This is a genomic window from Micromonospora sp. NPDC127501, assembly GCF_040302185.1.
Taxonomy (GTDB): Bacteria; Actinomycetota; Actinomycetes; order Mycobacteriales; family Micromonosporaceae; genus Micromonospora.
On the sequence record NZ_JBEORJ010000005.1, the window covers coordinates 168,798 to 194,035 of the forward strand.

Consider the following 25,238-nt stretch of genomic DNA (forward strand, 5'->3'; position numbering starts at 1 on the left):
GCGGCACCGGTCCGCCGTCCTCAATTGCAACGGGGTGGATGAGGGGGAGCAATTGTGAGGGACGGGCAAAGCTTCGATGACTTCTACCGCAGTACGACGCGGCGGATGATGCGGTACGGCTATGCGGTCGTGGGCGACTACAACGAGGCGCAGGACCTGGTGCAGGAGGCGTACGCCCGGGCCTGGCGGCAGTGGGGGAGGTTGTCGGCGCATCCGGCGCCGGAGGCGTGGCTGCGGCTGGTGGTGTCCCGGTTGGCGACCGACCGCTGGCGGCGGCTGCGTGGTCTGCGGGGCGCGTTGCGGTTGGCCGGGCCTCCGCCGTCGGTGTCTCCGCCCAGCGAGGACAGCGTGCTGCTGGTCCAGGCCCTGCGTCAGGTGCCGGCGACCCACCGGCGGGCGTTGGCGCTGCACTACCTGTTCGACATGCCGGTCGAGGAGATCGCCGATGAGATCGGCGTACCCGTTGGCACGGTGAAGTCGTGGCTTTCCCGCGGGCGGGCCCGACTCGCCGCGTTGCTGCCCGATCTGGCTGTCGTGGAATTGGAGGCCACCGATGTCGCGTGAACTGTCCGAGCTGTACAGGTCCCTCGCCGCCGACGCTGACGCTCGCGATCTGGGCCTTCCCGACGTGCTCCGGCACCAGGCGGACCGTCGGGCCCGGTTCCGTGCGGCCGGGAGCACCCTCGCCGTGGGGCTGGTGGTGGTGGGCGTGGCGATCGGCGCCCAGGTGGTCACCCCGCCGCCGGCGTCCGTACCCGCGCCGGCCGGCACGCCGACGGTGTCGGCGTCGCCGTCTCCGAGCGCGACCGGCGGTTCGCCATCGCCGTCCGTCCCGCCGACCACGCCCGGCCGCTCTCCGGGTACGGCCTCTCCGGATGCCACCGGCACGCAGCCCTCCAGGACGCCGACCAGCATCCCTGATCGGGCGTTCTTCGCCCTGGCGCCGACCAACCAGGTGGGCATCGCGCCGGAGTTCCGGGACCTGGCCGCGCTGCCGGGCCTGTGCGGCGCGGACATCCCGAGCGAGGCGGTCGTGCAGCGCCGCACTCGGCTCCTGATCTACAAGCTGCCGCAGACCCCCAAGGGGTACGTCCCGGACGGCACCTACACGCACTCCGTCACGATCTATCGGGCCGGGCGCGCCGACGACGTGCTGAAGGAGTTGCGGCAGGCGGTGCGGGACTGCCCCGTGCAGAAGCTGCCGGGCGACGACACGCCGGGGGAGAGCAGGCAGCGGTTGATTCCCGACAGCGGGTTCGGGGACGAGTCGGTGCTGTTCGAGATGCGCCGCGCGGGTCAGGACGTCAACGGCGACCCGGCCGGTGGGGAGGTCGTTCGGCTGGTCCGGGCGATCCGGGTCGGCGACGTGGTGACCATCCTCTGGGAGCAGGGCTGGGAGGGCACGTCCAGCCAGCGGGCGCAGGTCGACGCGGACAGCCGCCGCGCGGTCGCCGCCATCCGGAGGTGGCTTGGCTGACCGGGACGTGCCGGACCGCGGTCCGGTGGATTCGGATGTCGTTTTGCGGGGCCCGGGGGTGGTGCGCTACGGTTAGCGAGCCGACGCGGGGTGGAGCAGCTCGGTAGCTCGCTGGGCTCATAACCCAGAGGTCGCAGGTTCAAATCCTGTCCCCGCTACAAGTTCGAAGCCCGTCTCCGGGTCACCGGAGGCGGGCTTTCGACTTTCTGGCGTGGTGGGCCCCAGGGGTTGGTGACCCCCGCTGATCATCGCCGGAACGGATGAGTTAGTCTTAACCAGTCGACGCGGGGTGGAGCAGCTCGGTAGCTCGCTGGGCTCATAACCCAGAGGTCGCAGGTTCAAATCCTGTCCCCGCTACCACTGAAAGTGATACAAGTCCGGCCCCCACACTGTGGGGGCCGGACTTGTTTGGTGCCGCCGCGCCATGAGGGTCCCGTAGGGGCCGGCACCTCGTCGGCGCCGGCCCCCGGCGGTTTCTACCGCAGGCCGAAGGCCCGGGTGACGGTCTGGGTGACGCCGCCACCGTTGCGCTGCTTGGCGGTGACCCGGATCGACACGAAGTCGGCCCGGTGCGGCGCGTTCAGCGACGCCTGCCAGGTGCCCTTCTTCTCCCGCAGGTCCTGCCGTTGCCAGCTCACTCCGTCGTCGTAGGAGATCTCCAGCCGGAGCGACGACACGGCGTCCCGAGCCGCGGTGCTGCCCACCACCACTGGCGTGATCGAGAAGTCGGTTCGGCGCTTCGTCCGACCCGCGAAGTCCACGTCCGTTCCGTAATCCAGTTGGACCAGCGGGATGGCCTGCACCTCGGTGCTGCCGCCGGAGACGAAGCTCCACTCGGTGTGCGTGGCGGTCGAGTAGGGGCTGAACTCGGGCTTGCCAGTGGTCTCGACGACCAGTCGGTACGGCAGCTTCTCCGGCGACAGGTCACCCGCGCCGACCTCCGGCCAGCCGTCGAACTGGGTCAGCTGCTTGTCGCCCTGGTAGAACGTGGCGATCTGCGACATGCTGGCCCCGCCACTGTGGGCGGCGCCCGCGTCGCCGAACCCCTGGATGTAGGCGCTCATGGCGGTCTCACCACGGAACGGGATCTCGGTGCTGAGCAGCCGTGGCCGGGTGATGGGCCCGAACCAGCGGTCCTTCTGGACGCTGCCCGGCCGGTACGCGATGGCCTCCGTGTTGGACCGCGCCCAGTCGGCGACGTCGGCGTACTGCATCCACTTGATGCCGCCGCCCGCGGAGACCCAGTCGGTACGCGGCCCCGGCGCGACCGGCTCGAACGGGAAGGGCCGTGCCGCCGCGTACTCGTACGGCGGGAAGTCCATCCGGGTCTCGCTGGACTGCTTCCCCGGAGGCGGGGAGAAGGTGAGATCGATCCGGGCGAGGTTGCGCGGATCGGTCTTGGCGGACGGGTCCTTCGGCACCCCGCCACTGTGGTAGTCCACCAGGTCGTACAGGTACTTCGCCCTGGGGTGGGCGACCACGGCCAGTCGTACCGGGTCGCGGCCCGCGGCGGTGATCTTCTGGATCAATGCCTCGCCCTCGTCCATGGTCACCGAGGCCACCGGGACCGGTCCGGTCGTCACGGCGTCGGGGTTGCCGTACCAGTCGCTCCTGCGGCCCGCCCGGTCGTTGACCACGACGAGCATCGCCGCACCGGCGGTGTGCGCCGCCGCTGCCTGGTCCGTGGGGGTCACCGAGTCGTTGGCGCGGACGACCACGGCCCTGCCGCTGGCGGAGACGCCGGCGTAGTCGGCGGTGCCGCCGACGCCCGCGAAGACGGCGTCCAGGCGAGAGCTGCCGTCGGGCAGCGGCGGGGAACCGGGCTGCGCGAGCGGGTCGCTGAGGTGCCGGCCGTGGTAGCTGATCGCCAGCGGCGTCTGCTCGGCGCGGATCCGGGTGGTGAAGACGAAGCTGCCCTTGCGCACCTTGTCCCTGGTCGGCAGGGCCCACAGGCTGTCGTAGGCGGCACCCGGCCAGAACGTCTCGCGCAGCGCGCTCCAGTCGGCGGGTGTCGGTTCGCTCGAGGTGAAGGAGCGGTAGACGTCGATTCTGCTGTTGACGACGGCGGTCGGCTGGGGTGTCGCCACCTTCACCTGGCGGGCCTGCGCGGCGTCGAGTTCCACGACCCGGTTGGTGGTCAGGTCGACCTCGGGAGCGGTCAGCATCGCGAGCCCGAGGGAGCGGGGCCCGTGCAGACCCTCCACGTCCGCAGCCGTGACGACGGTGTAGGAGCCGGGCGCCAGGCGGGCGGTGAGCTTTCCGTCCGGCACCCACATGAAGGCGGAGCCGGTCTCGGCGTTGACGACCTCGACCTCGCCGCTCATGGGCCGGCCGGCGCGGTCCTTCAGGTGGATGGTGAGGTCGTACTTCTTGGACTCGACGGCGATCCCGACGGCCGTGTGCACCTCGCCGGCGGCGAAGCGGGCCGTGACCTGAGCGGAGTACCTGCCGGCGGGAAGGCCGGCCGGGGCCACCACGACGTCGACCGTCGCGCTGCCCCGGGCGGGCACCGTGACGCGGTCGGCGGTTGCCGTGAACGTCTGCGCGGGGGCGGTGCCGTGGTCGACGGAGAGCTCCAACGCGATCGGGCTGTCCGTGGTGTTGGTGTAGGTGATCGTCCGCTTGATCGGCTGTGGTGTGCTGCCCGGCGACCACCTGACGACTCCGGCGTCCACCGACCCGGACGCGACGACCTGGTCCTGGTGGTAGGCGGCGGCGACGTTCAACCGACCGCTGCCGGCCTGGTAGGCGTCGTAGTCGGGCGTGCGGACGCTGGTGCTCATCAGGGCGTCCTTGATCTGCCGCGCGCTCCAGGTCGGGTGCTTCTGCACCAGCAGGGCGGCCGCCCCGGCGACGTGTGGCGCCGCCATCGAGGTGCCACTGTCGGCGTAGTAGTAGCCCTCACCCCAGGAGATGTGCTGCGAGCGTGCCGCCAGCACGTCCACCCCGGGAGCGGTCATGTCCGGCTTGAGGGCCTCGTCGTTCACGCGGGGTCCGACACTGGAGAATTCCGCCAGGTGGTCGGAGGTGTCCACCGCGCCGATGGTCAGCGCGGCGTCCGCGGTGCCCGGGGCACCGAGGGTGTACGGGTCTGGTCCGCTGTTGCCGGCGGCCACGACGAAGAGCGCACCCGTCTCGGCGGTCAGTTGGTTGACGGCCTGGCTCAGTGGGTCGTCCTGGGTGTGCCACGCGCTCACGCCGAGGCTCATGTTGATCACTTTGGCGTGCTCGGCCCGCGCCGCCCACTCCATGCCCGCGATGATCCCCGAGATGGAACCGCTGCCGTACTCGTCGAGGACCTTGCCGATCACCAGGTCGGCGTCGGGGGCCACGCCCCGTTCCTTGCCGCCGGAGGCGGCGCCCGTCCCGGCGACGGTGGAGGCGGTGTGGGTGCCGTGCCCGTTCCGGTCGATCACGTCCTGGCCGGGGATGAAGCTCCGGGAGGCCACCACCTGGTCGGCGAGATCCGGGTGGGTGGTGTCCACTCCGCTGTCCAGGACGGCGACCCGGACACCGCTGCCCGTGCCACCCGCGGCCCACGCCGCGGGCGCGCCGATCTGGGCGGTGGTGTCGGCCAGGGTGGCCTTCGCCTTGCCGTCGAGCCACACCTTGTCGACGCCGGCCGCGAAGGAGGGTGCCGGGGCGGCAGCGCTGCGGCCGGTCGGCGACTGTCCATCGGTGAGGGCCGACCAGAAGTCCGCGGCCTGCGATCGGCGGGTGCGGATCGCCTCGCCACGGACAGAGGGAAGCTCCAGCGTGGTCTGCGCGCCCGGCAGCGTGGTGCCGGTCCTGAGCTTCGCCGCACCCGTCGTGCGGGTGACGATCAGGGGGAGTTCGGCGGTCCGGGCGTCGTCGTAGCCCTGGGCGATGAGCTGGGTGACGTCGAACAGTTGCTTGTCGAGTCGACCGGTGGCGAGGTACGGCAACGCCTCGTCCGGGTACACGTAGGTGTCCCGGCCCTCGGTGGAGACGCGTACGGAGCCGGTGGCGCCCGGGGCGCGCTTGACATCCACCGATCCGGTTGCGCCGTGGACGCCCGGGGTCACCGTCACCCGGTCGCCGGTGATCAGCGTGACCGTGACGGGTGCGCGGTCCGCGTTGCCGCTCGGAGCGGGTCTCGTCGGCGGCGGTGGGGGCGGTGGGGCGCCGTGCGCCGCTGTGGGGGTGAGGAGAGCGGCGACGAGGGTGACGCCGACCGCTGCCGCCGCAGATCTTCGGGTGCGAGAGATCCGCGCACTGTCTACAGAGTTGAGCATGAGGCGAATCCGATCACCTCGAGAGATTCATGTAAAGATCATCATCTTTGCCGGGACGTTGCGAGCACGTTGCGCCCCGACCGGGGCGTCCGGACCATCCGGTCCCGTGATTCGGCGTGGACCGACGTGCCGAGGTTGCGCCCTTCGGCGAGGATGGGCACATGTCTTCATTCGGTAAGTGGTGGGGCCGCCTGAGCGCGGTCTTCGGTGCGGTCGTACTGGCGGTCTTCGTGCCGGTCGCGGCCTGGGCGTCCACGGGCACCGGCGAACTCGTGGTGGAGGCCGCCCGGCGGCGAGGGCGCAGTGGCTTCGGGGTGCTCCCGCTGCTCTGCTGCCTGGTGGTGGTCGCGATCGTCGTGTTCCTGGTGTTGCGTCTGATGCGCAACCGCCGGGGTGGCCCGCCGCGCTGACCGGGCCCGAGGCGGCGACGGGTCACCGGCGGCCGGCTCCCGGCCGGCCGCCGGTGCTCACACCGCCAGGGCCGCGATGGCCTGCGACAGGAAGCGCGCGGTGGCCTCGCGGGTGCCGTCGCGCTTGACGCGGATCCGCTCGGCGGCGGTGACCAGCAGGGTGCGCACCTTGGCGTGCCCCCTGGGCGGCGGCGCTGGCGCAGGCCCGAGCAGGTCGGCGATGCTGGCGCCGAACTCGGCGGCACGTCGCTGCGCCGGGTCGGTGATGCTGCCCTCGGCGTAGCGGCGGACCTGGGCACTGGCGTTCAGCCCACGCTCGTGGCCGAGAACGGCGCCGACCTCGCCATTGGTGGTCAGAAAGTTGATCACGTCGGCGACCGCGTCCGGGTGGCGGGTGCCCCGGAACGCCGCCCAGTACATCGACGCTCGTGCCCACTGAGCCCCCGGCGGGCCGGGAATGCCGACGATGCCCAACTCGGACTCGGTGAGCCGTTGCAGCTCCGGTAGCTGGTGCGACCAGGCGAAGGACGCCGCCGTCACCCCGTTCACCACCAGTTGCCGGGCCGGCTCGCCGCTGTCGGCCTGCTCGACCAGGGCCGCGCTCGGCGTGGCTCGGCCCCGGCGGGCCCGCTGCCACAACTCGAACCACGCGATCAGCTCGTCCGCACCGAAGCCGAGCTGGTTGCCCCGGTAGAACTCGCCGCCCTGCGACCGCAGCCAGAGCCAGAGCGCCCGGTAGTCGCCCGACCCGTCCATGGTGCCGGCCACCCGGCGGTCGCTGGCCTCGGTGACCTGCGTGGCCCAGGAGATGTAGTCGGCCCAGGTCATCCCCGCACGCGGCTCCGGCATCTCCAGCTCCCGCAGCAGGTCCCGGTTGAACACGACGACGGCGTGGGTCTGCCCGGCGGCCACCGCCATCGTCCGCCCCTCCACCGTGCCGTAGCGGATCAGACCCTCCGGCAGGCCCCGAAGATCCAGGTGGTGGTCGGTGAGGTCGAGGAGGACCTGACGTTGGGTGTACTCGGTCAGCATGGCGTCGTCGATCTGGATCAGGTCCGGTACGTTCCCGCCGCCCGCCTGGGTGGCCAGCCGGTCGTAGTAGCCGTCGGCGCCCTGCCAGGTGACCCGGAAGGTGACCCGGGGGTTGCGATCCGAGTAGAGCCGCAGCGCCTTCTCGGTGAGCTCGGCCCGTTTGGTGCCACCCCACCAGAAGACCGACAGCTCGACGGGCCCGTCCTGGGTCGAGGTGGCGGCGCCGTCGGTGCACCCCGCCAGCCCGCCGGACGCGAGCAGAGGTGCGCCGAGCAGCGCGCCGAGCAGTCGGCGCCGGCCCGGGTCGGCACCGAGGCGGTCGAGCGGGGGTCGAACAACGGGCACGGGGCTCTCCTGGACCTACAAGGTGGCGGTCCGACCATTCACGCAGGCAGCGCACGAGGGTGTCAACGTCCGTCCGGTCACCCTCGGCCGGGTGGTCGAATCAGGCCCTTCCAATGTCGCGTGGTGTACTAGGGCGCGTGGAACTTCTGCACTCGGGCAAGGTCCGGGACGTCTACGCCGACGGCGACGACCTGATCCTGGTGGCCTCGGATCGCATCTCGATCTACGACGTGGCGCTGCCGACGCCGATCCCGGACAAGGGTCGCCTGCTCACCGCGCTCTCGCTCTGGTGGTTCGAGCAGCTCGCCGACCTCGTGCCGAACCACGTCATCTCGGCCACCGACGTGCCCGCCGAGTTCGCCGGGCGGGCCATCCGCTGCCAGCGGCTGGACATGGTCCCGGTCGAATGCGTCGCCCGCGGTTACCTGACCGGCGGGGGTCTGCGGGAGTACGAGCAGACCGGCGCGGTCTCCGGCGTACCACTGCCGCGAGGGCTGGGCGAGGCGTCGATCCTGCCCGAGCCGATTTTCACGCCGTCGAGCAAGGCGCCGATGGGCGAGCACGACGAGCCGATCACGTACGACGACGTGGTGGACAAGGTGGGCGAGGCCACCGCCGAGCGGCTGCGGCAGATCACCCTCGACATCTACCGGCGCGGTGCCGAGCTGGCCGCCGACCGGGGCATCCTGATCGCCGACACGAAGCTCGAGCTGGGTTGGGCACCGGACGGCACCCTGGTCCTCGCCGACGAACTGCTCACCTCCGACTCGTCGCGGTTCTGGCCGGCCGAGTCGTACCAGCCGGGCCGGGTGCAGTTCTCCTACGACAAGCAGTACGTGCGGGACTGGGCCACCGGCAGCGGCTGGAACAAGCAGGCCCCCGCCCCGGACGTGCCGGCCGAGGTGGTCGAGGCGACCCGGGCTCGCTACATCGACGTCTACGAGAAGCTCACCGGCAACCGCTGGGAGTGACCGCCGCAGCGGCGGTCACTCCACCCAGTCGAGGGTGCGCTGCACGGCCTTGCGCCACTGGCGCAGCTCCTCCTCGCGCAGCTGCGGGGTCATGGCCGGCTCCCACTGCGCGTCGGAGCGCCACTGCGTCCGCAGGGTGGCCAGGTCCGGCCAGAAGCCGACCGCCAGACCGGCCGCGTACGCGGCGCCTAGGCAGGTGGTCTCGGTGATCCGGGAACGGACCACCGGCACGTCGAGCACATCGGCGAGGAACTGCATGAGCAGGCCGTTCGCGGTCATTCCGCCATCCACCCGGAGACGGCGCAGCGCCACATCCGAGTCGGCGTTCATCGCGTCGACCACCTCGCGGGTCTGCCACCCCGACGCCTCCAGCACCGCCCGCGCCAGGTGGCCCCTGGTGATGTAACCGGTCAGGCCGGCGATCACCCCGCGGGCGTCGCTGCGCCAGTGCGGGGCGAACAGTCCCGAGAAAGCCGGCACCACGTAGCAGCCGCCGTTGTCGTCCACGGTGCGGGCCAACTCCTCCACCTCGGCGGCGGTGGAGATCAGCCCGAGGTTGTCCCGCAGCCACTGCACCAGCGAGCCGGTGACCGCGATGGCGCCTTCGAGGGCGTACGCCGGTGGTTGGTCCTTGATCCGGTAGGCGACGGTGGTGAGCAGGCCGTGCGTCGACGGGACCGGGCTGGCGCCGGTGTTGAGCAGCAGGAAACTGCCGGTGCCGTAGGTGCACTTCGCCTCACCCGGCTGGAAGCAGGTCTGCCCGAACAGGGCGGCCTGCTGGTCGCCGAGCGCACTCGCCACCGGCACCCCGGAGAGCACCCCGCCGGCCGTGCCGTACACCTCGGCGGAGCAGCGGATCTCCGGCAGCATCGCCGCCGGAACCCCCATCGCGTCCAGCAGCTCCGGGGCCCAGTCCAGGGTCGTGAGGTCCATCAGCATGGTTCGGCTGGCGTTGGTCACATCGGTGACGTGCTCGCCGGTCAGCTTCCAGATCAGCCAGCTGTCCATGGTCCCGAAGAGCACCTCACCGCGCTCGGCGCGCTCGCGCAGGCCGTCGACCTCGTCGAGCAGCCAGCGCAGCTTCGGCCCGGCGAAGTAGGTGGCCAGCGGCAGGCCCGTGCGGGCCCGGAACCGCTCCTCGCCGTACGTCGACGCAAGCTCGCGAAGCAGCGGCCCGGTCCGGGTGTCCTGCCAGACGATGGCGTTGGCCACCGGGCGGCCGGTGACCCGGTCCCACACCACTGTGGTTTCCCGCTGGTTGGTGATGCCGACGGCGGCCAGCCCGGACGCGTCGGTGCCGGCGGCCCGCAGCGCCTCGGCGACCACCTGCTCGACGTTGTCCCAGATCTCCTCGGCGTCGTGCTCCACCCACCCCGGTCGAGGGAAGATCTGCCGGTGCTCGCGCTGGGCCACGGCGACGATGTCCCCGGCCCGGTCGAAGACGATGCACCGCGAGGAGGTGGTGCCCTGGTCGATGGCGGCGACGTACTGGGGGGTCACCGCAGCACCGTACCCGGACGGCGGCGCGGCGCGACAGGCGTCACGGCGGGTTCCGGCCCGCCGCCGTCGGCGGCCGTCGGCTTCCCCTACGATGTGCGAACGTGCGCGACATCGCAGTTTTCAGTGGAACCGCCCATCCCGACCTGGCTGCCGAGATCTGCGCCCACCTGGGGGTGCCGCTGCACCCGGTGCGGGTCTCCCGGTTCGCGAACGACTGTCTGGAAGTCCAGTTGCAGGCCAACTGCCGGGAGCGGGACGTCTTCCTGATCCAGCCGTTGGTGCCGCCGGTGCAGGAGCACCTGGTCGAGCTGCTGTTGATGATCGACGCCGCCCGGGGCGCCTCCGCCGGTCGGATCACCGTGGTGCTGCCGCACTACGCGTACGCCCGGTCGGACAAGAAGGACGCGCCACGGATCTCGATCGGCGCGCGGCTCGTCGCTGACCTGCTCACCTCGGCCGGGGCGGACCGGGTGCTCGCGATGACCCTGCACTCGCCGCAGGTGCACGGCTTCTTCAGCGTCCCGGTGGATCACCTGCACGCGCTGCGGGAACTGGCCACCCACTTCCGGCGCTACGACCTCAGCAACACCGTGGTGGTCTCGCCCGACCTGGGCAACGCCAAGGAGGCCGCGGCCTTCGCCCGGCTGCTCGGCACGCCGGTCGCGGCCGGGGCGAAGCAGCGGTTCAGCGACGACCTGGTCAAGATCAGCGCGGTGATCGGCGACGTGACCGACCGGGATGTCATCGTGCTGGACGACGAGATCGCCAAGGGCAGCACCGTGGTCGAGCTGATGGAGCATCTGCGCGGCCTGAAGGTCCGGTCGATCCGGCTCGCCTGCACGCACGGCCTCTTCTCCGGCGACGCGTTGCAGCGGCTCAGCGACCAGGACGGCGTCCTGGAGATCGTCTGCACCAACACGGTGCCCATCCCGGACGCCAAGCGGGTCCCCAAGTTGCAGGTCCTGTCGGTGGCCCCCGCCCTGGCCGAGGCGACGCGCCGGATCCACAACGGAGAATCGGTCTCCGCCCTCTTCGCCTGATCGGCGGGTAGGGGGGTCAGCGCGGGGTGCGGTTGTGGTTGGTGAGGCCGGTGGTGATGCGGACGACGGTGCCGGCGGTGCCGGTGACGACCTCCATCGCGTCGGTCAGCTCGCGGGCCAGCCAGAGGCCCCAGCCGCCGGCCGTGTCCGGGGCGGGCCGGCTGCGGTCGCCCAGCCGCTGCGGGCTGATCCCGTGCCCGTGATCGGCGACCTCGCAGACCAGCACACCCGACTCGTGCCAGAGTCGCAGCCAGCCGCGCCCGCCGCCGTGCCGCACCGCGTTGGTGATCAATTCGTTGATCGCGAGCACGAAGTCGTCCAGCCGTTGGCCGCTGAGACCCGAGGCATGCGCGCAGGAGGTGACCGAGTGTCGAATCTCGGTCACCTGGGCCTGGTCAAAGGCTTCGGCGATCAGGAGGGCAGGTTCGATGGGCACAACCGTACGCGGTGCGTGCGGATCTGCGTTCGTCATGGGCCCGTCCCGGCGGCGCATCTCGGTATTTCGCGGCTTTTCCACCGTACGTCAGGGTTTCCCGAACCGCACTCGCTGCTCGCCGTGCGCCGGCCCGGTTGTGGCATCCTGACCGCCATGCCGTCGCCGCCGGGTGGGTTCGAGGTGCCGCTGTGGCGTGCGCTCACCGTGTTCAGGCTGGCCTCCCTGGCGTACGTCTGCGCGCTCGCGGTGCGCGACGCCGACCGGTACGCCCACCCGTACGCCGTCGGCGCCCTGATCCTGCTGATGATCGTCTGGACCGGCGCGACCGCGATCGGGTACGCCCGACCGGCCTGGCGGCGCTGGCCGCTGCTGCTGGCCGACCTCGGGGTGGTCGTGGCCATCGTGCTGGCCACCCCGTGGGTGGTCGGCCGGACGGCGCTCACCCACGGCGTACCCACCCTGGGGGTCGCCTGGATGGCCGGCCCGGTGCTGGCCTGGGCCGTCTCCGGCGGCCGGCGGCGGGGCACTGTCGCCGCGCTGCTTGTCGCCGGCGCTGACCTGGCCACCCGCGAGCGGATCGGCCAGTCCTCGTTCACCGGGGTGATCCTGATGCTGCTCGCCGGAGTGGTGGTCGGGCACGTCGCCCGGTTAGCGGCGAGCGCCGAGGAGCGGATGCAGCGCGCGGTGGAGCTGGAGGCGGCCACCCGGGAGCGGGAGCGGCTGGCCCGAGACATCCACGACTCGGTGCTCCAGGTGCTGGCGCTGGTGCAGCGGCGCGGCGCCGACCTGCCCGGAGAGGCCGGCGAGCTGGCCCGGCTGGCCGGCGAGCAGGAGGTTGCCCTGCGGGCGTTGATCGCCGGCACCGGCCCGGCCGCCGCGAGCCTCCCCGACGGCGGCGAGGCGGTGGACCTGCGGACCCTGCTCGGCCGGTACGCCTCGGCGGCCGTGGCGCTCTCCGCCCCGGCCACCCCGGTGCCGCTGCCCCGACGGGTGGCCGGAGAGTTGGCCGCCGCGACCGGCGCGGCCCTGGACAACGTGGGGCGGCACGCCGGTGGGCGGGCCTGGGTGCTGATCGAGGACGAGGGGGCGACGGTGACCGTGTCGATCCGCGACGAGGGGCCGGGTATCCCGGACGGTCGGCTGGACGAGGCAGCCGCCCAGGGTCGGCTCGGCGTGACCCAGTCGATCCGGGGCCGGGTGACCGACGTGGGCGGCACGGTTCGCATCGTGTCCGCCCCCGAGGCGGGCACCGAGATCGAGCTGAGCGTGCCGAGGTCACCGCGGTGAACCCGATCCGGGTGATGGTGGTCGACGACCATCCGATGTGGCGGGAGGGCGTGGCCCGCGACCTGACCGAGGCCGGTTTCCTGGTGGTGGCGACCAGCGGCGAGGGACGACAGGCCGTCCGGGTGGCCGCCGCCGCCCGGCCCGACGTCGTCGTCCTCGACCTGCAACTACCCGACATCTCCGGCGTCGAGGTGATCCTGGGGCTGCGCGCGGCACTACCCGCCGTACGGGTGCTGATGCTCAGCGCCAGCGGCGAACAGCAGAGCGTGCTGGACGCGGTCAAGGCCGGGGCCACCGGTTACCTGGTGAAGTCGACAGCGCCCGCCGAGTTCCTGGAGGCGGTGCACCGCACGGCGGCCGGCGACGCGGTCTTCACCCCCGGCCTGGCGGGGCTGGTGCTCGGCGAGTACCGCCGGCTGGCCGCCGGACCGGGGCGGGGGACCGGCCCGGCCGGCGCTGCCGAACCCCCGACGCCCCAGCTCACCGAACGGGAGACGGAGGTGCTGCGGCTGGTGGCGAAGGGGATGTCGTACAAGCAGATCGCCCAGCGGCTCGGCCTGTCGCACCGCACGGTGCAGAACCACGTGCAGAACACCCTGGGCAAGCTGCAACTGCACAACCGGGTCGAGCTGACCCGGTACGCCATCGAACGCGGTCTGGACGACTGAGCACGTCAGACCGAGCGAGGCGGTTCCGTCTCGTGGATGGCCAGCTCCTCGGCGGTCGCTCCGCCCCCGGCCGATCCGGCGTCGTATGCCACCGAGTCGGTCTCCTGGTCGGTGTGCGACCCCTCGTCCGGTTCCACCAGCCGGCCCACCGTGGCGTCGGCCACCGTGCCGAGCTGACCGTGGTCGTAGAGGGAGACCGGTGAGTTCGGGTCCGAGGTCGGCCCGGGATCCATCACGTCGGCGTCCAACTGAGCCTCCGCTGCGGCTTCCAGGTTGTCCGCCTCGAAGGCGATCTTCGGGTCGATGGTGCCGGCCAGCGGGTCGTCCGCCGGGCGCTCGTAGACCTCGCGGTCGAGCTTGTAGTCCAACGACTCACCGTCAAGCTGCTCCTCGGCGGTCGTGCCGAACCGGTCCACCGCCACCGGCGTCCGATCGCCGGGCAGTTGGGCCGGGTCCGGGCCGTCCGCCTCGCGCCCGGTGAGGACGTCGTCGTTGGCGGTCGAGTCGTCATCGGCGGTGTCGGGCAGACCTTGCGCCTCGGTGTCGGACACGGGGGTCGGGTACTCGTTGTCGCGCATGTCTGATCACTACCCGCTGCCCTGCCGCCGTAACCGGGCGGCCTCCGACGGTACGTCGCCGAACCGGGCGCCGATGGCGAAAGCCCCGTCAGGCGGCCTCGTCGTCGGGGTGCAGCACACACCAGACGACCTTGCCGTCCGGTACGGCGCTGCTGCCCCAGCGACGGGTCACCGTGTCGATCAGCAGCAGGCCCCGGCCGCCGGCACGGTTCGGCGGGGAGATCCCGGCGAAGGTCGGCTGACGCGGGGAGTGGTCGCGAACCGCCAGGTGCAGGGTGGCCTCCTGAGGCGCCAGCCGAACCGTCATCGGGGTCCGGGCGTGCGCCACCACGTTGTTGACCATCTCGGTGATCGCGATGCACGCCGGGTCGGTGAGCGTCGGCATCCCCCAGCGCTCGCAAGCGGTGGTGACCAACTCGCGCGCCTGCCGGGCAGCTCCCACCGCGGGAGCCAGGTCGGCGGTGAGCACCGCCGCCAGTGGTGTCGCCGCCACAGCGGCCAGCGCCCCGTCGAGCGTCGGCCAGGCCGGCACCCCGGCGAGCGCCGCGTCCGGATGGGCGGGCGCTTCGACCGCCGGGTCACACAGCAGCAGGTCCGCGGCGGGCCAGTCGGCGACCTCCCGACGTACGTCGGCGAAGACGCCGCGCCCGGCCGGGTCGACGACCCGCAGGCCGGTCACGTCGGCCACCACCGGGCCGGGTCGGGCCAGCAGACGGGCGAGCAGCGCGCCGCGTACCGCCTCGGCACCAGCGGCATCGAGCACACCGGTCAGCCGGACCACCGCTGACGACTCGTCGATTTCCACGAGACAGCTCGACATGATCGCCCCATTGTGCGCGCCGGTGACGGTCAGCGCATTCGGGCGCTCGACATCGGCCATCATCGGTCCGACCGGGAGCGGCGGTTGATGGCCGCCAGGGTGCCGACAGCGGTGCCGGCGGCGGCCAGACCGAACGCGGCGGTCATCCGCACCAACTGTCGCCGCCGACCGTGCCAGCCACCGTCCTGGCGCGCCAGGGCATCGGCGTGGAACACGTTGCCGCTGCTGTCCACCCGGGCGCCCGGGCCGAACTGGGTGCGGTGGACGTACCAGCCGAGGGTGCGCTCGACCAGCGCGGGCGCCAGCCGCCACTGAAGGCCGATCAGCCGGGCCGCGCCGCCGGCGTACGCCTCGCGGCGGGGCCGGCGCAGCAGCCGGACGATGGTCTCGGCGACCACCTCCGGCGGGTAGATCGGAGGAGGCGCCATCAGCTCCCGGCCGCTGTGGTTGCCGGTGTGCCGGAAGAACGGGGTGTCGATCGTGGCCGGCAGCACGGTGCAGACGGAGATGTGACCGCGACCGGTGACCCGCAGCTCCTGGCGGACGGTGTCGGCGAGCCCGCGGATGCCGTGTTTGGAGGCGTTGTACGCCGACTGGTACGGCATGGCCACCTCGGCAAGCACCGAGGCGTTGTTGACCAGCACACCACCACCGGCGGCGCCCAGATAGGGCAGTGCCGCCTTGATGCCGTGCACCGCCCCGAGCAGGTTGACCTCCAGCACCCGGCGGAACTCGGCGACCGGGATCTCGTCGAACAGCCCCACGGCGCTCACCGCGGCGTTGTTCACCCAGGCGTCGATCCGGCCGAACTCGGCCGCTGCCTGCTCGGCCAGCCTGCGCACCGACTCCAGGTCGGTGACGTCGGTCGGTACGACCAACGCCCGGCCGCCCAACTCCCGGCAGCGCTGCGCGACCTGTAGCAGGGCCGGCTCGCTGCGGGCGGCCAGCACGACGGCGGCACCCCGGCGGGCCAATGCGTATGCGGTCGCCGTGCCGATCCCGCTGGACGCGCCGGTGATCACCACGGTCGAATCGTCGAGACTGCGGGTCAGCGGCATTCCTGAGCGGTACCCCCGGCCGGGCCTGGTCACACCGGCGACTGCTTGTCGATCATCGTCGACCGTGCTGTCGGCGTCGCGTGTGCTTGCCGTGGCGCAAGTGTCGGTGGCACTCGCGCGGACTCTTCCTGATCTGCCAGGTTTCGGCTCAGCGTCGCGGGGTTAATGGGACGCTCTGACCGGGAGGACCACCGCCGAGGAAAGATCGCAGGGAGGTGACCCATGCGCGTCGGCCTCGTCTGCGCGCACGCCAGTTCCTACCGCCACGCCGACGGCCCGCCGGTCGGCACCCGACAGCACACCGCGAGGGTCGCTGCCGAACTGGCCGAGCGAGGCCATGACGTCCGGCTCTACGTACGCCGGGACGACCCGACGCTGCCGGCGACGATGAACGTCGACGGCTACCAGGTGCACCAGGTGCCCGCCGGGCCGCCCACCCCGCTACCCACCGTCGAGCTGATCCCGTACGTGACGGAGGTCGGCCGCTGGCTGGCCGACGAGTGGTCGGGGTCCTGGCGGCCCGAGGTGGTGCACGGGCACTACTGGGTCGGCGGCCTGGCCGCCGCGCACGCCGTTCGGGAGACCGACATTCCGGTGGTGCAGACGTTCCACTCGCTCGGCATCGAGCAGCTGCGTCACCTGGGCGGCCACTACGACGGTCCGGGCCAGCGGATCACGCTGGAGCGTGCATTGACCAGGGCGGTCGACATCGCCGTGGCCCAGTCCAACGACGAGGTCGACGAGCTGACCCGGATGGGTCTGCAACGCAGCTCGGTCGCGTTGGTGCCGGCCGGCGTCGACATCGACCTGTTCCATCCCGACGGCGAGGCAGCACCGCGCGAACAGCGGCCCCGCATCCTCTCGGTGGGCTCGCTGGCCGCCGGGCACGGCCAGGAGGACCTGATCCGGGCGATGCGGCTGGTCGGTGACGCCGAGCTGGTGATCGCCGGTGGGCCGCCGGCCGACCAGTTGGCCAACCACGCCGAGGCGCGACGGCTGCGCGAGCTGGCCGAACAGCTCGGCGTCGTCGACCAGGTACGGCTCGTCGGGGCGGTGCCGCACGACCAGATGGCCACCTGGTACCGGTCGGCGGACGTGGTCGCCTGCACGCCGCACTACTCCTCGGCCGGGCGGGTCTCGCTGGAGGCGATGGCCTGCGGGGTGCCGGTGATCGGCTACGCGATGGGCGGCCTGGCGGACGCCGTCGTCGACGAGGTCACCGGCCGCCTGGTGCCCCCCGGTGACGTGCGGGCACTCGGGGTGTCGCTGCGCCGTCTGCTCGCCGACAACGCCGGTCGGTTCGCGTACGGGCACGCCGCGGTGGACCGGGTGCGCAGCAGCTACACCTGGGAGCGGACCGCCGGTGCGTTGGAGCGCCTCTACGAGCGGGTGGTGAGCCGCCGCAAGCCGGTCGAGGCCTGAATCGGCGGTGCGCTATCACATCTTTGCCCTGGTGCGGTGCCGGACGGTCAGCCCGGCCGGCCGGCACCGACCATGGCGGGGTCCCGACGGCGTGCCACCGAGCGGTGCTGCTGCGGTTCGGCGTACCGGGTCAGGCCGATCACCGCGGCCAGGGTCACCAGGAAGCCGACCGCGGCCAGCCACTCGCGCCCCGGCCAGATCTTGTCGTTGAGCAGCAGCAGGCCGACGATCGCGGCCGGCACCGCGCCGGCGGCGTCCATCGCGGCGACCGCGGCGGTCGTCGAGCCGCGCTGCATGGCCAGACCGAGCAGCAGCTGACCCACGATCGAGTGGGCGATCAGCAGGTAGAACAGCGGGTCGGCGAGGAACGCCTCGGCGGACGGCGCGGATGCCAGTGGCCGGGCGGCGACCGCCGCCGAGCTGAACGCCAGCCCGGCCAGTGAGCCGAGGGCCACCGAACCCGGCGCCCCGTGCAGCCGGACGGCGAAGAAACCGAGCACAGCGATCAGGCCCAGCGCCACCAGCAGGGCGATCGAGCCGGCGGTGCCGAGCTGCTTCGACGGCGCCGGCCGGGCGGACAGCACCAGGGCGGTGATCCCCGCGAAGAGCAGCGCCAGCAGCACCACCTCCGCCGCCGGCAGCCGCCACTTCAGCACCAGCACCCCGAGGATGGCGGTCACCCCGAGCCCGGCGGCCACGCTGGCCTGCACGAGGAACAGCGGCAGGTCCCGCCGGGCCAGGAAGGCGAGCACGAAACCGCCGATCTGACAGCCGAGGCCGATCAGGTACGTCCGGTGCCCGGCGAGGCGTAGCAGCAGACCCGGATCGAAGGTGTGGTGGACAGTGGTGCGCGCCGCCGCCACCGACTGGAGCAGGTTGGCGAAGCCGTACGCGACGATCATCGCCGCGAGAAAGCACCAACCGGAGGAGACCACCTGGCGAGGATAGAGGTTGCCGGGGGTCAGCGCTCGGCTGGTCGATCGAGGCGGGCGAGGATGTCGGCGTGCAGCACACCGTTGGTGGCCACCACGCTGCTGTCGGTGCCCGGACCGCCGGCGGGGGCCGGTTGTCCGGCCAGATCCGTGACCGTGCCACCCGCTTCCGTGACGATCGGCACCAGCGCCGCCACGTCCCACAGTGACAACTCCGGCTCGGCCATCACGTCCAGTGCCCCCTCGGCCAACAGCATGTAGCCGTAGAAGTCGCCGTACGCCCGGCTGCGCCAGCTGTCCCGCATCAGGTCGAGCACGGCGTCGAGCCGCCCGGCCTCCTCCCACCCGTCCAGCGACGAGTAGCAGAAGCTCGCGTCCGCGATGCTCCGCACCGCGGAGACGCCGATCCGCTCGCCGGCGGCGGGGCCCGGCCCGGCGTACGCGCCCGCACCCGCGCTGGCCCACCAGCGTCGTCCGAGCGCCGGCGCGGACACCACGCCGACCGCCGGCAGGTCGCCGTCGTAGAGCGCGATCAGGGTGGCCCAGATCGGCACGCCACGGACGAAGTTCTTGGTGCCGTCGATCGGATCGATGATCCACCGGCGGCCGTTCGGACTGGCGGACGACTGCGCGCCGTACTCCTCACCGAGCAGCCCATCGGCCGGTCGGTGCTCGGCCAGCAGGGCACGGATCTCCCGCTCCACGGCGGTGTCCGCGTCGGAGACCGGAGTCAGGTCGGGCTTCGCCTCGACGCGCAGGTCGAGCGCGCGGAACCGGGCCGTGGCGATGGCGTCGGCCCGGTCGGCGAGCAGATGGGCGAGGGCGAGGTCGTCGGCGTACCCGGTCATGCCGGCAACCTAGCCCACACCCGTCGGGTCACTCGTCGGGGCCGCGCCGGTCGCCCTCGCCGGGGCCGCGCTGGTCGCTGTCGCCGCGCGAGTCACCCTCGCCGGCTCGGGAGGCGAGCAACCGACGGTACGAGGCCAGTCGGCGCGGGTCGGCCTTACCGGCGGCCACCCAGGCGTCCAGCCCGCACTCGGCCTCGTCGGCCGTGTGGGGGCAGTTCGGTGGGCAGTCGACGGTGCCCTCGACCAGGTCCGGAAAGCCGTGCAGCAGGCTGTCGGCCGAGACGTGCGCCAACCCGAAGCTGCGGATCCCGGGGGTGTCGATGATCCAGCCCGGGTCGGTGTCGATCCCGGGCACCGGTGGCAGCCGCAGCGCCACCGCGCTGGTCGAGGTGTGCCGGCCCCGGCCGATCGCGCTGACCACGCCGACCGCGCGCAGCGCGTCCGGAACGAGGCGGTTGACCAGCGTCGACTTGCCCACCCCGGAGTGCCCGACCAGCACCGACACCTTGCCGCTCAGCAGCGCACGAAGCGCGTCGAGGTCGGAGTCGGGGCGGTTGAGCACGTAGGGCAGCTCCAGCTCGGTGTAGTAGCCGAGCACCTCCTCCGGCCCGGCCAGGTCGGCCTTCGTGAGGCAGAGCAGCGGCTCGACGTCCGCGTCGTACGCGGCCACCAGGCAGCGGTCGATGAACCCGGTGCGCGGCGGTGGGTCGGCCAACGCGCTGACGATCACCAACTGGTCCGCGTTGGCCACCACGACGCGTTCCAGCCGACCCTCGGCGGTGGTCTCGTCGTCGTCGGCGGTGCGGCGCAGCACCGAGCGGCGTTCGGCGATCCGGACGATGCGGGCGAGAGCGCCCTCCGCGCCGGATGTGTCACCGACCAGGCTGACCCGGTCACCGACCACCACCGACTTGCGGCCCAACTCGCGGGCCCGCATGGCGGTGACCGTGGGCAGCTCGGCACCGACCACGCCGCGTTCGGCCCCGGAGAGCACGCAGGTGTAGCGCCCCCGGTCGACGGCGATGACGAACCCGTCGACCGCGTCGGCGTGCTGCGGGCGGGTGCGCGTACGCGGGCGCGACGACTTCCCGGGCCGGACCCGCACGTCGTCCTCGTCGTACTCCCGCCGTTTGGTCGCCAGGACCTGTCCTCTTCTCGCGTCAGCTCTTGCCGGTCACCATCGCTGACCATAGTGCCGGGAACTCGGGCATGGTCTTGGAGGTACACCCCACGTCGTCCACCTCGATGCCGGGAACGGCCAGCCCGGCCACCGCGGCGGCGTGCGCCATCCGGTGGTCGTGGTAGGTGCGGAAGACGCCGCCGCGCAGCGGTCGGGGCCGGATCTCCAACCCGTCCGGTGTTTCGGTGATGTCCGCGCCGAGCCCGCCGAACTCGCGCGCGAGCGCGGCGAGCCGGTCGGTCTCGTGCCCACGGATGTGCCCGACGCCGGTGAACACCGACGGCGAGTCGGCCAGCATGGCCAGCGCGGTCAGCACGAGGGTCAGCTCGCCGACGTCGGACAGGTCGGCGGTCAGGCCGTGCACCACGCCGGTGCCACGGACGGTCAGCCCGTTGGTGGAGAGGGTGACCTCACCGCCCATCCGCTGTAGCAGCGAGCGGAGTTTCTCGACCGGCTGCGCGCTGCTGTGCGGCCAACCCTGAAGGGTCACCTCGCCGCCGGTGACCAGGGCGGCGGCGAAGAACGGCACGGCACCGGAGAGGTCCGGCTCGATGTCCCAGCCGCGCCCGGTGAGCGGACCGGGCTCGACGGCCCAGACGTCGGGAGTGCTGTCGTCGACCGCCGCGCCGGCGGCCCGCAGCATCTGCACAGTCATCCGAAGGTGCGGCGCGGAGGGCACCGGCGGGCCGACGTGGCGGACCACGACGCCCCGGTCGAAGCGCGGGGCGGCCAGCAACAACCCGGAGACGAGCTGGCTGGAGGCGGACGCGTCGATCACGACCTCGCCGCCGGTGATCCGGCCGGTGCCGAGCACCGTCAGCGGCAGGCTGCCGGTGCCGGTGACGTCGATCCGCACACCCAGCGAGCGCAGCGCGCCGACCAGCGGGCCGAGTGGCCGGGTGCGCACGTACGGGTCACCGTCGAAGGTGACCTGCCCGTCGGCCAGGCCCGCCACCGGTGGCACGAACCGCATCACGGTGCCGGCCAGCCCGACGTCGACGTGGGCGGGGCCGGCCAGCGGGTGCGGTCGGACCAGCCAGCGCTCGTCGTCGCTGATCGAGACGTGCGCGCCCATCGCCCGCAGGCCGGCGGCCATCAACTCGGTGTCACGGGCGCGCAGTGGCCGGGCCAGCGTCGACGGGCCGGCGGCCAGCGCGCTGAGCACCAGGGCCCGGGCGGTCATCGATTTGGAACCGGGCAGGCGCAGCGTCGCCGCCACCGGGTCGGATGCGGTCGGTGCGGTCCACGGCTGCGGCGGCCGGGTCGCGGTCAGGTTGCCCACGGTTACATTCTGCCGTGTCGGTGGGCCGGCGGCGCCGCCCGGCGTTCGTACTCCCGGTTGGCGGGACAGCCGACCGGGCCTCCGACGCGTTAGCGTGTGCCCCATGTGCGGCAGGTACGCGACGACCCGGAGCTCCGGCGAGCTGAGCGCGCTGTTCGAGTCGTCCGACGACTCCGACGGCCTGGTCCGCGCGGACCACAACGTCGCGCCGACCGACCCGGTGCCGCTGGTCCGGGTCAGCCCGGAGGGGCACCGCAGCCTCTGCGTCGGCCGCTGGGGCCTGCTGCCGCACTGGTCCCGGTCCGCCTCGGGAGCCGCCCGGATGATCAACGCGCGGGCGGAGACGGTGGCCACCAGCCGGGCGTACGCCGGCTCCTTCTCCCGTCGCCGTTGCCTGGTCCCGGCCGACGGCTGGTACGAGTGGGTCCGGTTGCCCGACGGCGGGCGACAGGCGTACTTCATGACCCCCCGGGACGGCTCGGTGCTCGCGCTGGCCGGCATCTGGTCGATCTGGGAGTCCGACGCGGAGACCCGGCTCACCTTCAGCGTGCTGACCACCGCGGCGCTCGGCGACCTGGCCGAGGTGCACGACCGGATGCCGGTGCTGCTGCCCGCTGAGCGGTGGTCGTCGTGGCTCGCACCGACCGACGAGCCGGAGCGGCTGCTCACTCCGGCGTCGACGGAGCAGTTGGCGGGGTTGGAGATCCGCCCGGTGGGTGCGGCGGTGGGAGACGTTCGTAACGACGGGCCACAGCTGACCGCGCGGGTGGCGGTGGCGCCGACGGTGTCACCGCAGGAGCTGACCCTGTTCTGACGCCGCCGCGCATCGTCGGACGCCGATTTGCCAGGGTTCCGCGCGATTCGTCTCCTGGCTGTTCAGTCATGTTCCCGGCAGACCCTTGTCCCGGTGTTGCGAAGTGCGATAGAACACAGCGCCGGTAGTGGCTGTCGGTCCGCACGGGGCGGACGACGTCCACAGCTTTTGCCGGTCCCACGGGGGAGGTGGGTGGATGACACGGGCACGTATGCCGCGCCCGCACGAGGTGGCAGCGGCGCGGCGAGATCCGCGACTGCTGCGGGCCGTGCGAGAACGGCGACAGGACGACGCTTGGCGCACCAGAGGAACCTGCCAGAGCGTCGATCCGGAGACATTCTTTCCGGCACCGAACGAGCCGGCGGACGCCGCCGTCGCGCTGTGTCGCAGTTGTGACGTGCAGGGGTCCTGCCTGGCCTGGGCCCTCGACGTCGGTGACTGCCACGGCGTGTGGGGCGGCACCACGCCGCGGGAACGACGGGCGATGCTGGTCGCCTGGCGCGGCGAGGTCGAACCCGATCCGGACGCCATCGACGACGCCGGCCCGCCGGTGCGCGATCGTCTGCTCGCCCTGGTCCCGCTGAGCTGATCGACGCCCCGGTTCGCACCCGACGCCCGTCCGGCGGCGCAGAATAGGCCGGTGCCAGCCAGCAACGAGATCGACACCCCGCGCGGTCCGGCGTGGATCGACACCGACCTGCCGGTCCGCCCGGCCACCGCACTGCTCGTCCTCGGGCACGGCGCGGGCGGCAGCGTCGACGCGCCCGACCTGCTCGCGGTCCGGGACGCGTCGGTGGCGGCCGGGCTGGCGGTGGTCCGGGTGACGCAGCCGTACCGGGTCGCCGGTCGACGTGCGCCGGCACCGGCAGGTCACCTCGACGAGGCCTGGACGACGGTGCTCGCCGAGCTGCGTGACAGGCACGCCGACGTGCCGACGGTGGTGGTCGGTGGGCGTTCCAGCGGCGCACGGGTGGCCTGTCGGACGGCCCGTGCGGTGGGCGCGGTGGGCGTGGTCGCGTTGGCCTTTCCACTGCACCCGCCCGGCCGGCCGGAACGCTCGCGCGCCGCTGAACTGGGCACCGGCCTGCCGACGCTGGTCGTCAACGGCGACCGGGATCCGTTCGGGATGCCGGAGCCGGGACCGACCGTGCAGGTGGTGAGCCGTCCCGGGGAGACGCACGACCTGCGCCGGGATCCGGCCGGCACCGCCGCCGCCGTTCGCGACTGGCTGTGCGCCCAGGGCTGGGCGGCCAACTGACCCGTCGCGGCCGGCGCGCCGGGGCGACCGTTTCCGGCGCGGGCACGGGTCGTTGCATCCGATGGTGCCGCCGGCCCGAGCAGGGCCGGTGACACCAGTCCTCCCAGGCCCTTCCTGGTCCCAGCGCCGGCCGCCGTCGGGGCCGGGACCAGGAACGGGGAGGGCCGGCCGGAATGCCCCAGTGGTCATCTCGCGTTACTACCCCCGGACGACTTTTCTGTGAGGGGGTGACCGGTGCCAACCGAGACACGAAGCCTGGAACGGGACGAGCGGGACGCCCGGCAGCTGAAGCGGCTGCTGGATGGCCCGGAGTGGCCCGCGACGGCGGGACCGGGCGGTGTGGGTGCGGTGAGCACGGGCACACCGGCCGGAAGTGAATCTGCGGGCAGGTCCGTGCGCGTATCCTCGGCGGGAAAGCATCCGACGCGAGGGGATGTGCGGTTGACCACCGAGAAGACGGACGAGCGCAGGGCCCGATTCGAGCGGGACGCGATGCCATTCGTCGATCAGCTCTACGCTGCTGGGCTGCGGATGACACGCAACCCGGCGGATGCCGAGGACCTGGTCCAGGAGACGTACCTGAAGGCGTACGCGGCCTTCCACCAGTTTGAGCAGGGCACGAACCTCAAGGCCTGGCTCTACCGGATCCTGACCAACACCTACATCAACTCCTACCGCAAGCGGCAGCGCCAGCCGATCCAGGCGCCCACCGAGGAGATCACCGACTGGCAGCTCGCCGAAGCGGAGTCGCACACCTCGAGCGGGTTGCGCTCGGCCGAGACGGAGGCACTGGACCGGCTGCCGGACAGTGACGTCAAGGAGGCCCTCCAGCAGTTGCCGGAGGAGTTCCGCCTGGCCGTCTACCTCACCGATGTCGAGGGCTTCTCCTACAAGGAGGTCGCGGACATCATGGGCACGCCGATCGGCACCGTGATGTCGCGTCTGCACCGGGGCCGTCGTAATCTGCGCAAGCTGCTCGAGCGTTACGCGGGGGAGCGGGGCTTCAGTGCGGCCCGCTCGGCGAAGGGCTCGACCGCCGCTGCCGGCCGGGAGGTGTGACGTGAGCTGTGGGGAGCCGCACGAGACGGACTGCCGCGAAGTGCTCGCGGAGGTGTATCTGTACCTGGATCTGGAGTGCGCCGACGAGCGCCGCTCGCTGATCCGGCACCACCTGGACGAGTGCGGGCCCTGCCTGCGCGAGTACGGGCTGGAGCAGGAGGTGCGGGCGTTGGTGGCGCGTTGCTGTGGCAACGAGACCGCGCCGGATCAGCTGCGTGAGCGGCTGCGGGTCAAGCTCACCGAGCTGGTGGTCTTCGAGACCAGCGACTCCCGTGAGTTGGCCGACTGATCCTCTGAGCTGGCCGACCGAGCGTCGGCACGAGCTGGCAAGACCGGTGGCCCGGGTCGATGTCGACCCGGGCCACCGGTGTACCCGGCCTCGGCCGGGTCGAGCTGAGCGGCGACGGGCAACCGGCCCGTCGACCCGTTCAGGAGTTGGGACGCTTGCCGTGGTTCGCGGCGCTCTTCTTACGAGCCTTCTTCTTCCGGGACTTCTTCGCCATGCTGACCTCCTCGTGATGGGTCGGATCCGTCCTGCGCACGACCTCGGCGCGGATGCGGCCAC

Annotated in this window: 24 protein-coding genes, 2 tRNA genes and 1 pseudogene; 15 read left to right on the forward strand and 12 right to left on the reverse strand. The window is 72.3% G+C overall.

Annotated elements, in window-relative coordinates; genetic code table 11:
• Positions 1 to 54 precede the first annotated feature (54 nt).
• The 4 genes from ABTW72_RS13465 (at position 55) to ABTW72_RS13480 (ending at position 1,837) form a co-directional block, all read left to right on the forward strand.
• Positions 55 to 564, forward strand: a complete 510-nt coding sequence (locus ABTW72_RS13465; RefSeq protein ID WP_350858231.1) for a SigE family RNA polymerase sigma factor — start codon at positions 55 to 57, stop codon at positions 562 to 564.
• Complete coding sequence (locus ABTW72_RS13470) at positions 554 to 1,477, forward strand: hypothetical protein (RefSeq protein ID WP_350858234.1); 924 nt, start codon at positions 554 to 556, stop codon at positions 1,475 to 1,477. Before ABTW72_RS13465 ends, ABTW72_RS13470 begins: the two co-directional genes overlap by 11 nt.
• 84 nt (positions 1,478 to 1,561) lie before the next feature.
• A tRNA-Met gene (locus tag ABTW72_RS13475) sits at positions 1,562 to 1,635 on the forward strand.
• Positions 1,636 to 1,760: 125 nt separating this feature from the next.
• A tRNA-Met gene (locus ABTW72_RS13480) sits at positions 1,761 to 1,837 on the forward strand.
• A gap of 116 nt (positions 1,838 to 1,953) precedes the next feature.
• Here ABTW72_RS13480 and ABTW72_RS13485 read toward each other — a convergent pair.
• Entirely contained in the window at positions 1,954 to 5,733 is a 3,780-nt protein-coding gene (locus ABTW72_RS13485; protein WP_350858237.1) for a S8 family serine peptidase, read from the reverse strand.
• 161 nt (positions 5,734 to 5,894) lie between these two features.
• On the opposite strand from ABTW72_RS13485, the gene ABTW72_RS13490 reads away from it, so the two are divergent.
• Positions 5,895 to 6,143: a hypothetical protein gene (locus tag ABTW72_RS13490; RefSeq protein WP_030336617.1), complete on the forward strand. Its 249-nt coding sequence runs from the start codon at positions 5,895 to 5,897 to the stop codon at positions 6,141 to 6,143.
• A gap of 57 nt (positions 6,144 to 6,200) precedes the next feature.
• Here ABTW72_RS13490 and ABTW72_RS13495 read toward each other — a convergent pair whose 3' ends face one another.
• Positions 6,201 to 7,520: an ABC transporter substrate-binding protein gene (locus ABTW72_RS13495; RefSeq protein WP_350858240.1), complete on the reverse strand. Its 1,320-nt coding sequence runs from the start codon at positions 7,518 to 7,520 to the stop codon at positions 6,201 to 6,203.
• Positions 7,521 to 7,657: 137 nt separating this feature from the next.
• On the opposite strand from ABTW72_RS13495, the gene ABTW72_RS13500 reads away from it, so the two are divergent.
• A complete protein-coding gene (locus tag ABTW72_RS13500; protein ID WP_350858243.1) occupies positions 7,658 to 8,491 on the forward strand; it encodes a phosphoribosylaminoimidazolesuccinocarboxamide synthase in 834 nt (277 codons plus the stop codon).
• A gap of 15 nt (positions 8,492 to 8,506) precedes the next feature.
• On the opposite strand, the gene glpK is transcribed toward ABTW72_RS13500, so the two are convergent.
• Positions 8,507 to 9,991: a glycerol kinase GlpK gene (glpK, locus tag ABTW72_RS13505; protein WP_350858246.1), complete on the reverse strand. Its 1,485-nt coding sequence runs from the start codon at positions 9,989 to 9,991 to the stop codon at positions 8,507 to 8,509.
• 101 nt (positions 9,992 to 10,092) lie between these two features.
• Between glpK and ABTW72_RS13510 the strand changes: the two genes are divergently transcribed.
• Positions 10,093 to 11,031, forward strand: a complete 939-nt coding sequence (locus ABTW72_RS13510) for a ribose-phosphate diphosphokinase (protein WP_350858249.1) — start codon at positions 10,093 to 10,095, stop codon at positions 11,029 to 11,031.
• Positions 11,032 to 11,047: 16 nt separating this feature from the next.
• Here ABTW72_RS13510 and ABTW72_RS13515 read toward each other — a convergent pair whose 3' ends face one another.
• Positions 11,048 to 11,503 carry an ATP-binding protein gene (locus ABTW72_RS13515; protein WP_350858251.1) on the reverse strand — a complete coding sequence of 152 codons (456 nt, stop codon included), beginning with the start codon at positions 11,501 to 11,503 and terminating at the stop codon, positions 11,048 to 11,050.
• Positions 11,504 to 11,620: 117 nt separating this feature from the next.
• Between ABTW72_RS13515 and macS the strand changes: the two genes are divergently transcribed.
• Both macS and ABTW72_RS13525 read left to right on the forward strand, forming a co-directional pair.
• Positions 11,621 to 12,754, forward strand: coding sequence for a MacS family sensor histidine kinase (macS, locus tag ABTW72_RS13520; protein WP_350858254.1), 1,134 nt, complete (start codon positions 11,621 to 11,623; stop codon positions 12,752 to 12,754).
• A 14-nt stretch (positions 12,755 to 12,768) separates the two neighbouring features.
• Positions 12,769 to 13,422, forward strand: a complete 654-nt coding sequence (locus ABTW72_RS13525) for a response regulator (RefSeq protein ID WP_350858889.1) — start codon at positions 12,769 to 12,771, stop codon at positions 13,420 to 13,422.
• Between the two features lie 5 nt (positions 13,423 to 13,427).
• On the opposite strand, the gene ABTW72_RS13530 is transcribed toward ABTW72_RS13525, so the two are convergent.
• The 3 genes from ABTW72_RS13530 to ABTW72_RS13540 all read right to left on the reverse strand — a co-directional run bounded on the left by ABTW72_RS13530 (position 13,428) and on the right by ABTW72_RS13540 (position 15,878).
• Complete coding sequence (locus tag ABTW72_RS13530) at positions 13,428 to 14,000, reverse strand: DUF5709 domain-containing protein (RefSeq protein WP_112583682.1); 573 nt, start codon at positions 13,998 to 14,000, stop codon at positions 13,428 to 13,430.
• Positions 14,001 to 14,088: 88 nt separating this feature from the next.
• Positions 14,089 to 14,880 carry an ATP-binding protein gene (locus ABTW72_RS13535; protein ID WP_350858257.1) on the reverse strand — a complete coding sequence of 264 codons (792 nt, stop codon included), beginning with the start codon at positions 14,878 to 14,880 and terminating at the stop codon, positions 14,089 to 14,091.
• The gene (locus ABTW72_RS13540; protein ID WP_350858260.1) at positions 14,880 to 15,878 is read right to left on the reverse strand and encodes an SDR family oxidoreductase; all 999 of its coding nucleotides are present in this window, start codon (positions 15,876 to 15,878) and stop codon (positions 14,880 to 14,882) included. Before ABTW72_RS13540 ends, ABTW72_RS13535 begins: the two co-directional genes overlap by 1 nt.
• A 222-nt stretch (positions 15,879 to 16,100) precedes the next feature.
• On the opposite strand from ABTW72_RS13540, the gene ABTW72_RS13545 reads away from it, so the two are divergent.
• A complete protein-coding gene (locus ABTW72_RS13545; RefSeq protein ID WP_112676949.1) occupies positions 16,101 to 17,300 on the forward strand; it encodes a glycosyltransferase in 1,200 nt (399 codons plus the stop codon).
• On the opposite strand, the pseudogene ABTW72_RS13550 reads toward ABTW72_RS13545, so the two are convergent.
• The 4 genes and pseudogenes from ABTW72_RS13550 to aroA form a co-directional block, all read right to left on the reverse strand.
• Positions 17,258 to 18,202 (reverse strand): annotated as a pseudogene (locus ABTW72_RS13550) (DMT family transporter). The gene ABTW72_RS13545 and the pseudogene ABTW72_RS13550 sit on opposite strands and share 43 nt — an antisense overlap.
• 59 nt (positions 18,203 to 18,261) lie before the next feature.
• Entirely contained in the window at positions 18,262 to 19,080 is an 819-nt protein-coding gene (gene hisN / locus ABTW72_RS13555) for a histidinol-phosphatase (RefSeq protein ID WP_350858263.1), read from the reverse strand.
• 28 nt (positions 19,081 to 19,108) lie between these two features.
• A complete protein-coding gene (gene rsgA, locus ABTW72_RS13560) occupies positions 19,109 to 20,185 on the reverse strand; it encodes a ribosome small subunit-dependent GTPase A (protein WP_091406102.1) in 1,077 nt (358 codons plus the stop codon).
• Positions 20,186 to 20,240: 55 nt separating this feature from the next.
• Positions 20,241 to 21,542, reverse strand: coding sequence for a 3-phosphoshikimate 1-carboxyvinyltransferase (gene aroA / locus ABTW72_RS13565; protein ID WP_350858266.1), 1,302 nt, complete (start codon positions 21,540 to 21,542; stop codon positions 20,241 to 20,243).
• Between the two features lie 103 nt (positions 21,543 to 21,645).
• Here aroA and ABTW72_RS13570 point away from each other — a divergent pair, with 103 nt between their 5' ends.
• From ABTW72_RS13570 to rsrA, 5 genes are all read left to right on the forward strand, one after another.
• Positions 21,646 to 22,356 carry an SOS response-associated peptidase gene (locus ABTW72_RS13570; protein ID WP_350858269.1) on the forward strand — a complete coding sequence of 237 codons (711 nt, stop codon included), beginning with the start codon at positions 21,646 to 21,648 and terminating at the stop codon, positions 22,354 to 22,356.
• 196 nt (positions 22,357 to 22,552) lie between these two features.
• Positions 22,553 to 22,945, forward strand: coding sequence for a WhiB family transcriptional regulator (locus ABTW72_RS13575; RefSeq protein WP_091406097.1), 393 nt, complete (start codon positions 22,553 to 22,555; stop codon positions 22,943 to 22,945).
• 51 nt (positions 22,946 to 22,996) lie between these two features.
• Complete coding sequence (locus tag ABTW72_RS13580; protein WP_350858272.1) at positions 22,997 to 23,614, forward strand: alpha/beta hydrolase family protein; 618 nt, start codon at positions 22,997 to 22,999, stop codon at positions 23,612 to 23,614.
• 234 nt (positions 23,615 to 23,848) lie between these two features.
• Positions 23,849 to 24,673: a sigma-70 family RNA polymerase sigma factor gene (locus ABTW72_RS13585; RefSeq protein WP_112583674.1), complete on the forward strand. Its 825-nt coding sequence runs from the start codon at positions 23,849 to 23,851 to the stop codon at positions 24,671 to 24,673.
• 1 nt (position 24,674) lies between these two features.
• The gene (gene rsrA / locus ABTW72_RS13590) at positions 24,675 to 24,962 is read left to right on the forward strand and encodes a mycothiol system anti-sigma-R factor (RefSeq protein ID WP_030490399.1); all 288 of its coding nucleotides are present in this window, start codon (positions 24,675 to 24,677) and stop codon (positions 24,960 to 24,962) included.
• Positions 24,963 to 25,101: 139 nt separating this feature from the next.
• Here the strand turns inward: rsrA and ABTW72_RS32725 are convergent, their stop codons facing one another.
• Positions 25,102 to 25,176, reverse strand: a complete 75-nt coding sequence (locus ABTW72_RS32725; protein ID WP_369814844.1) for a 50S ribosomal protein bL37 — start codon at positions 25,174 to 25,176, stop codon at positions 25,102 to 25,104.
• Positions 25,177 to 25,238: the final 62 nt, after the last annotated feature.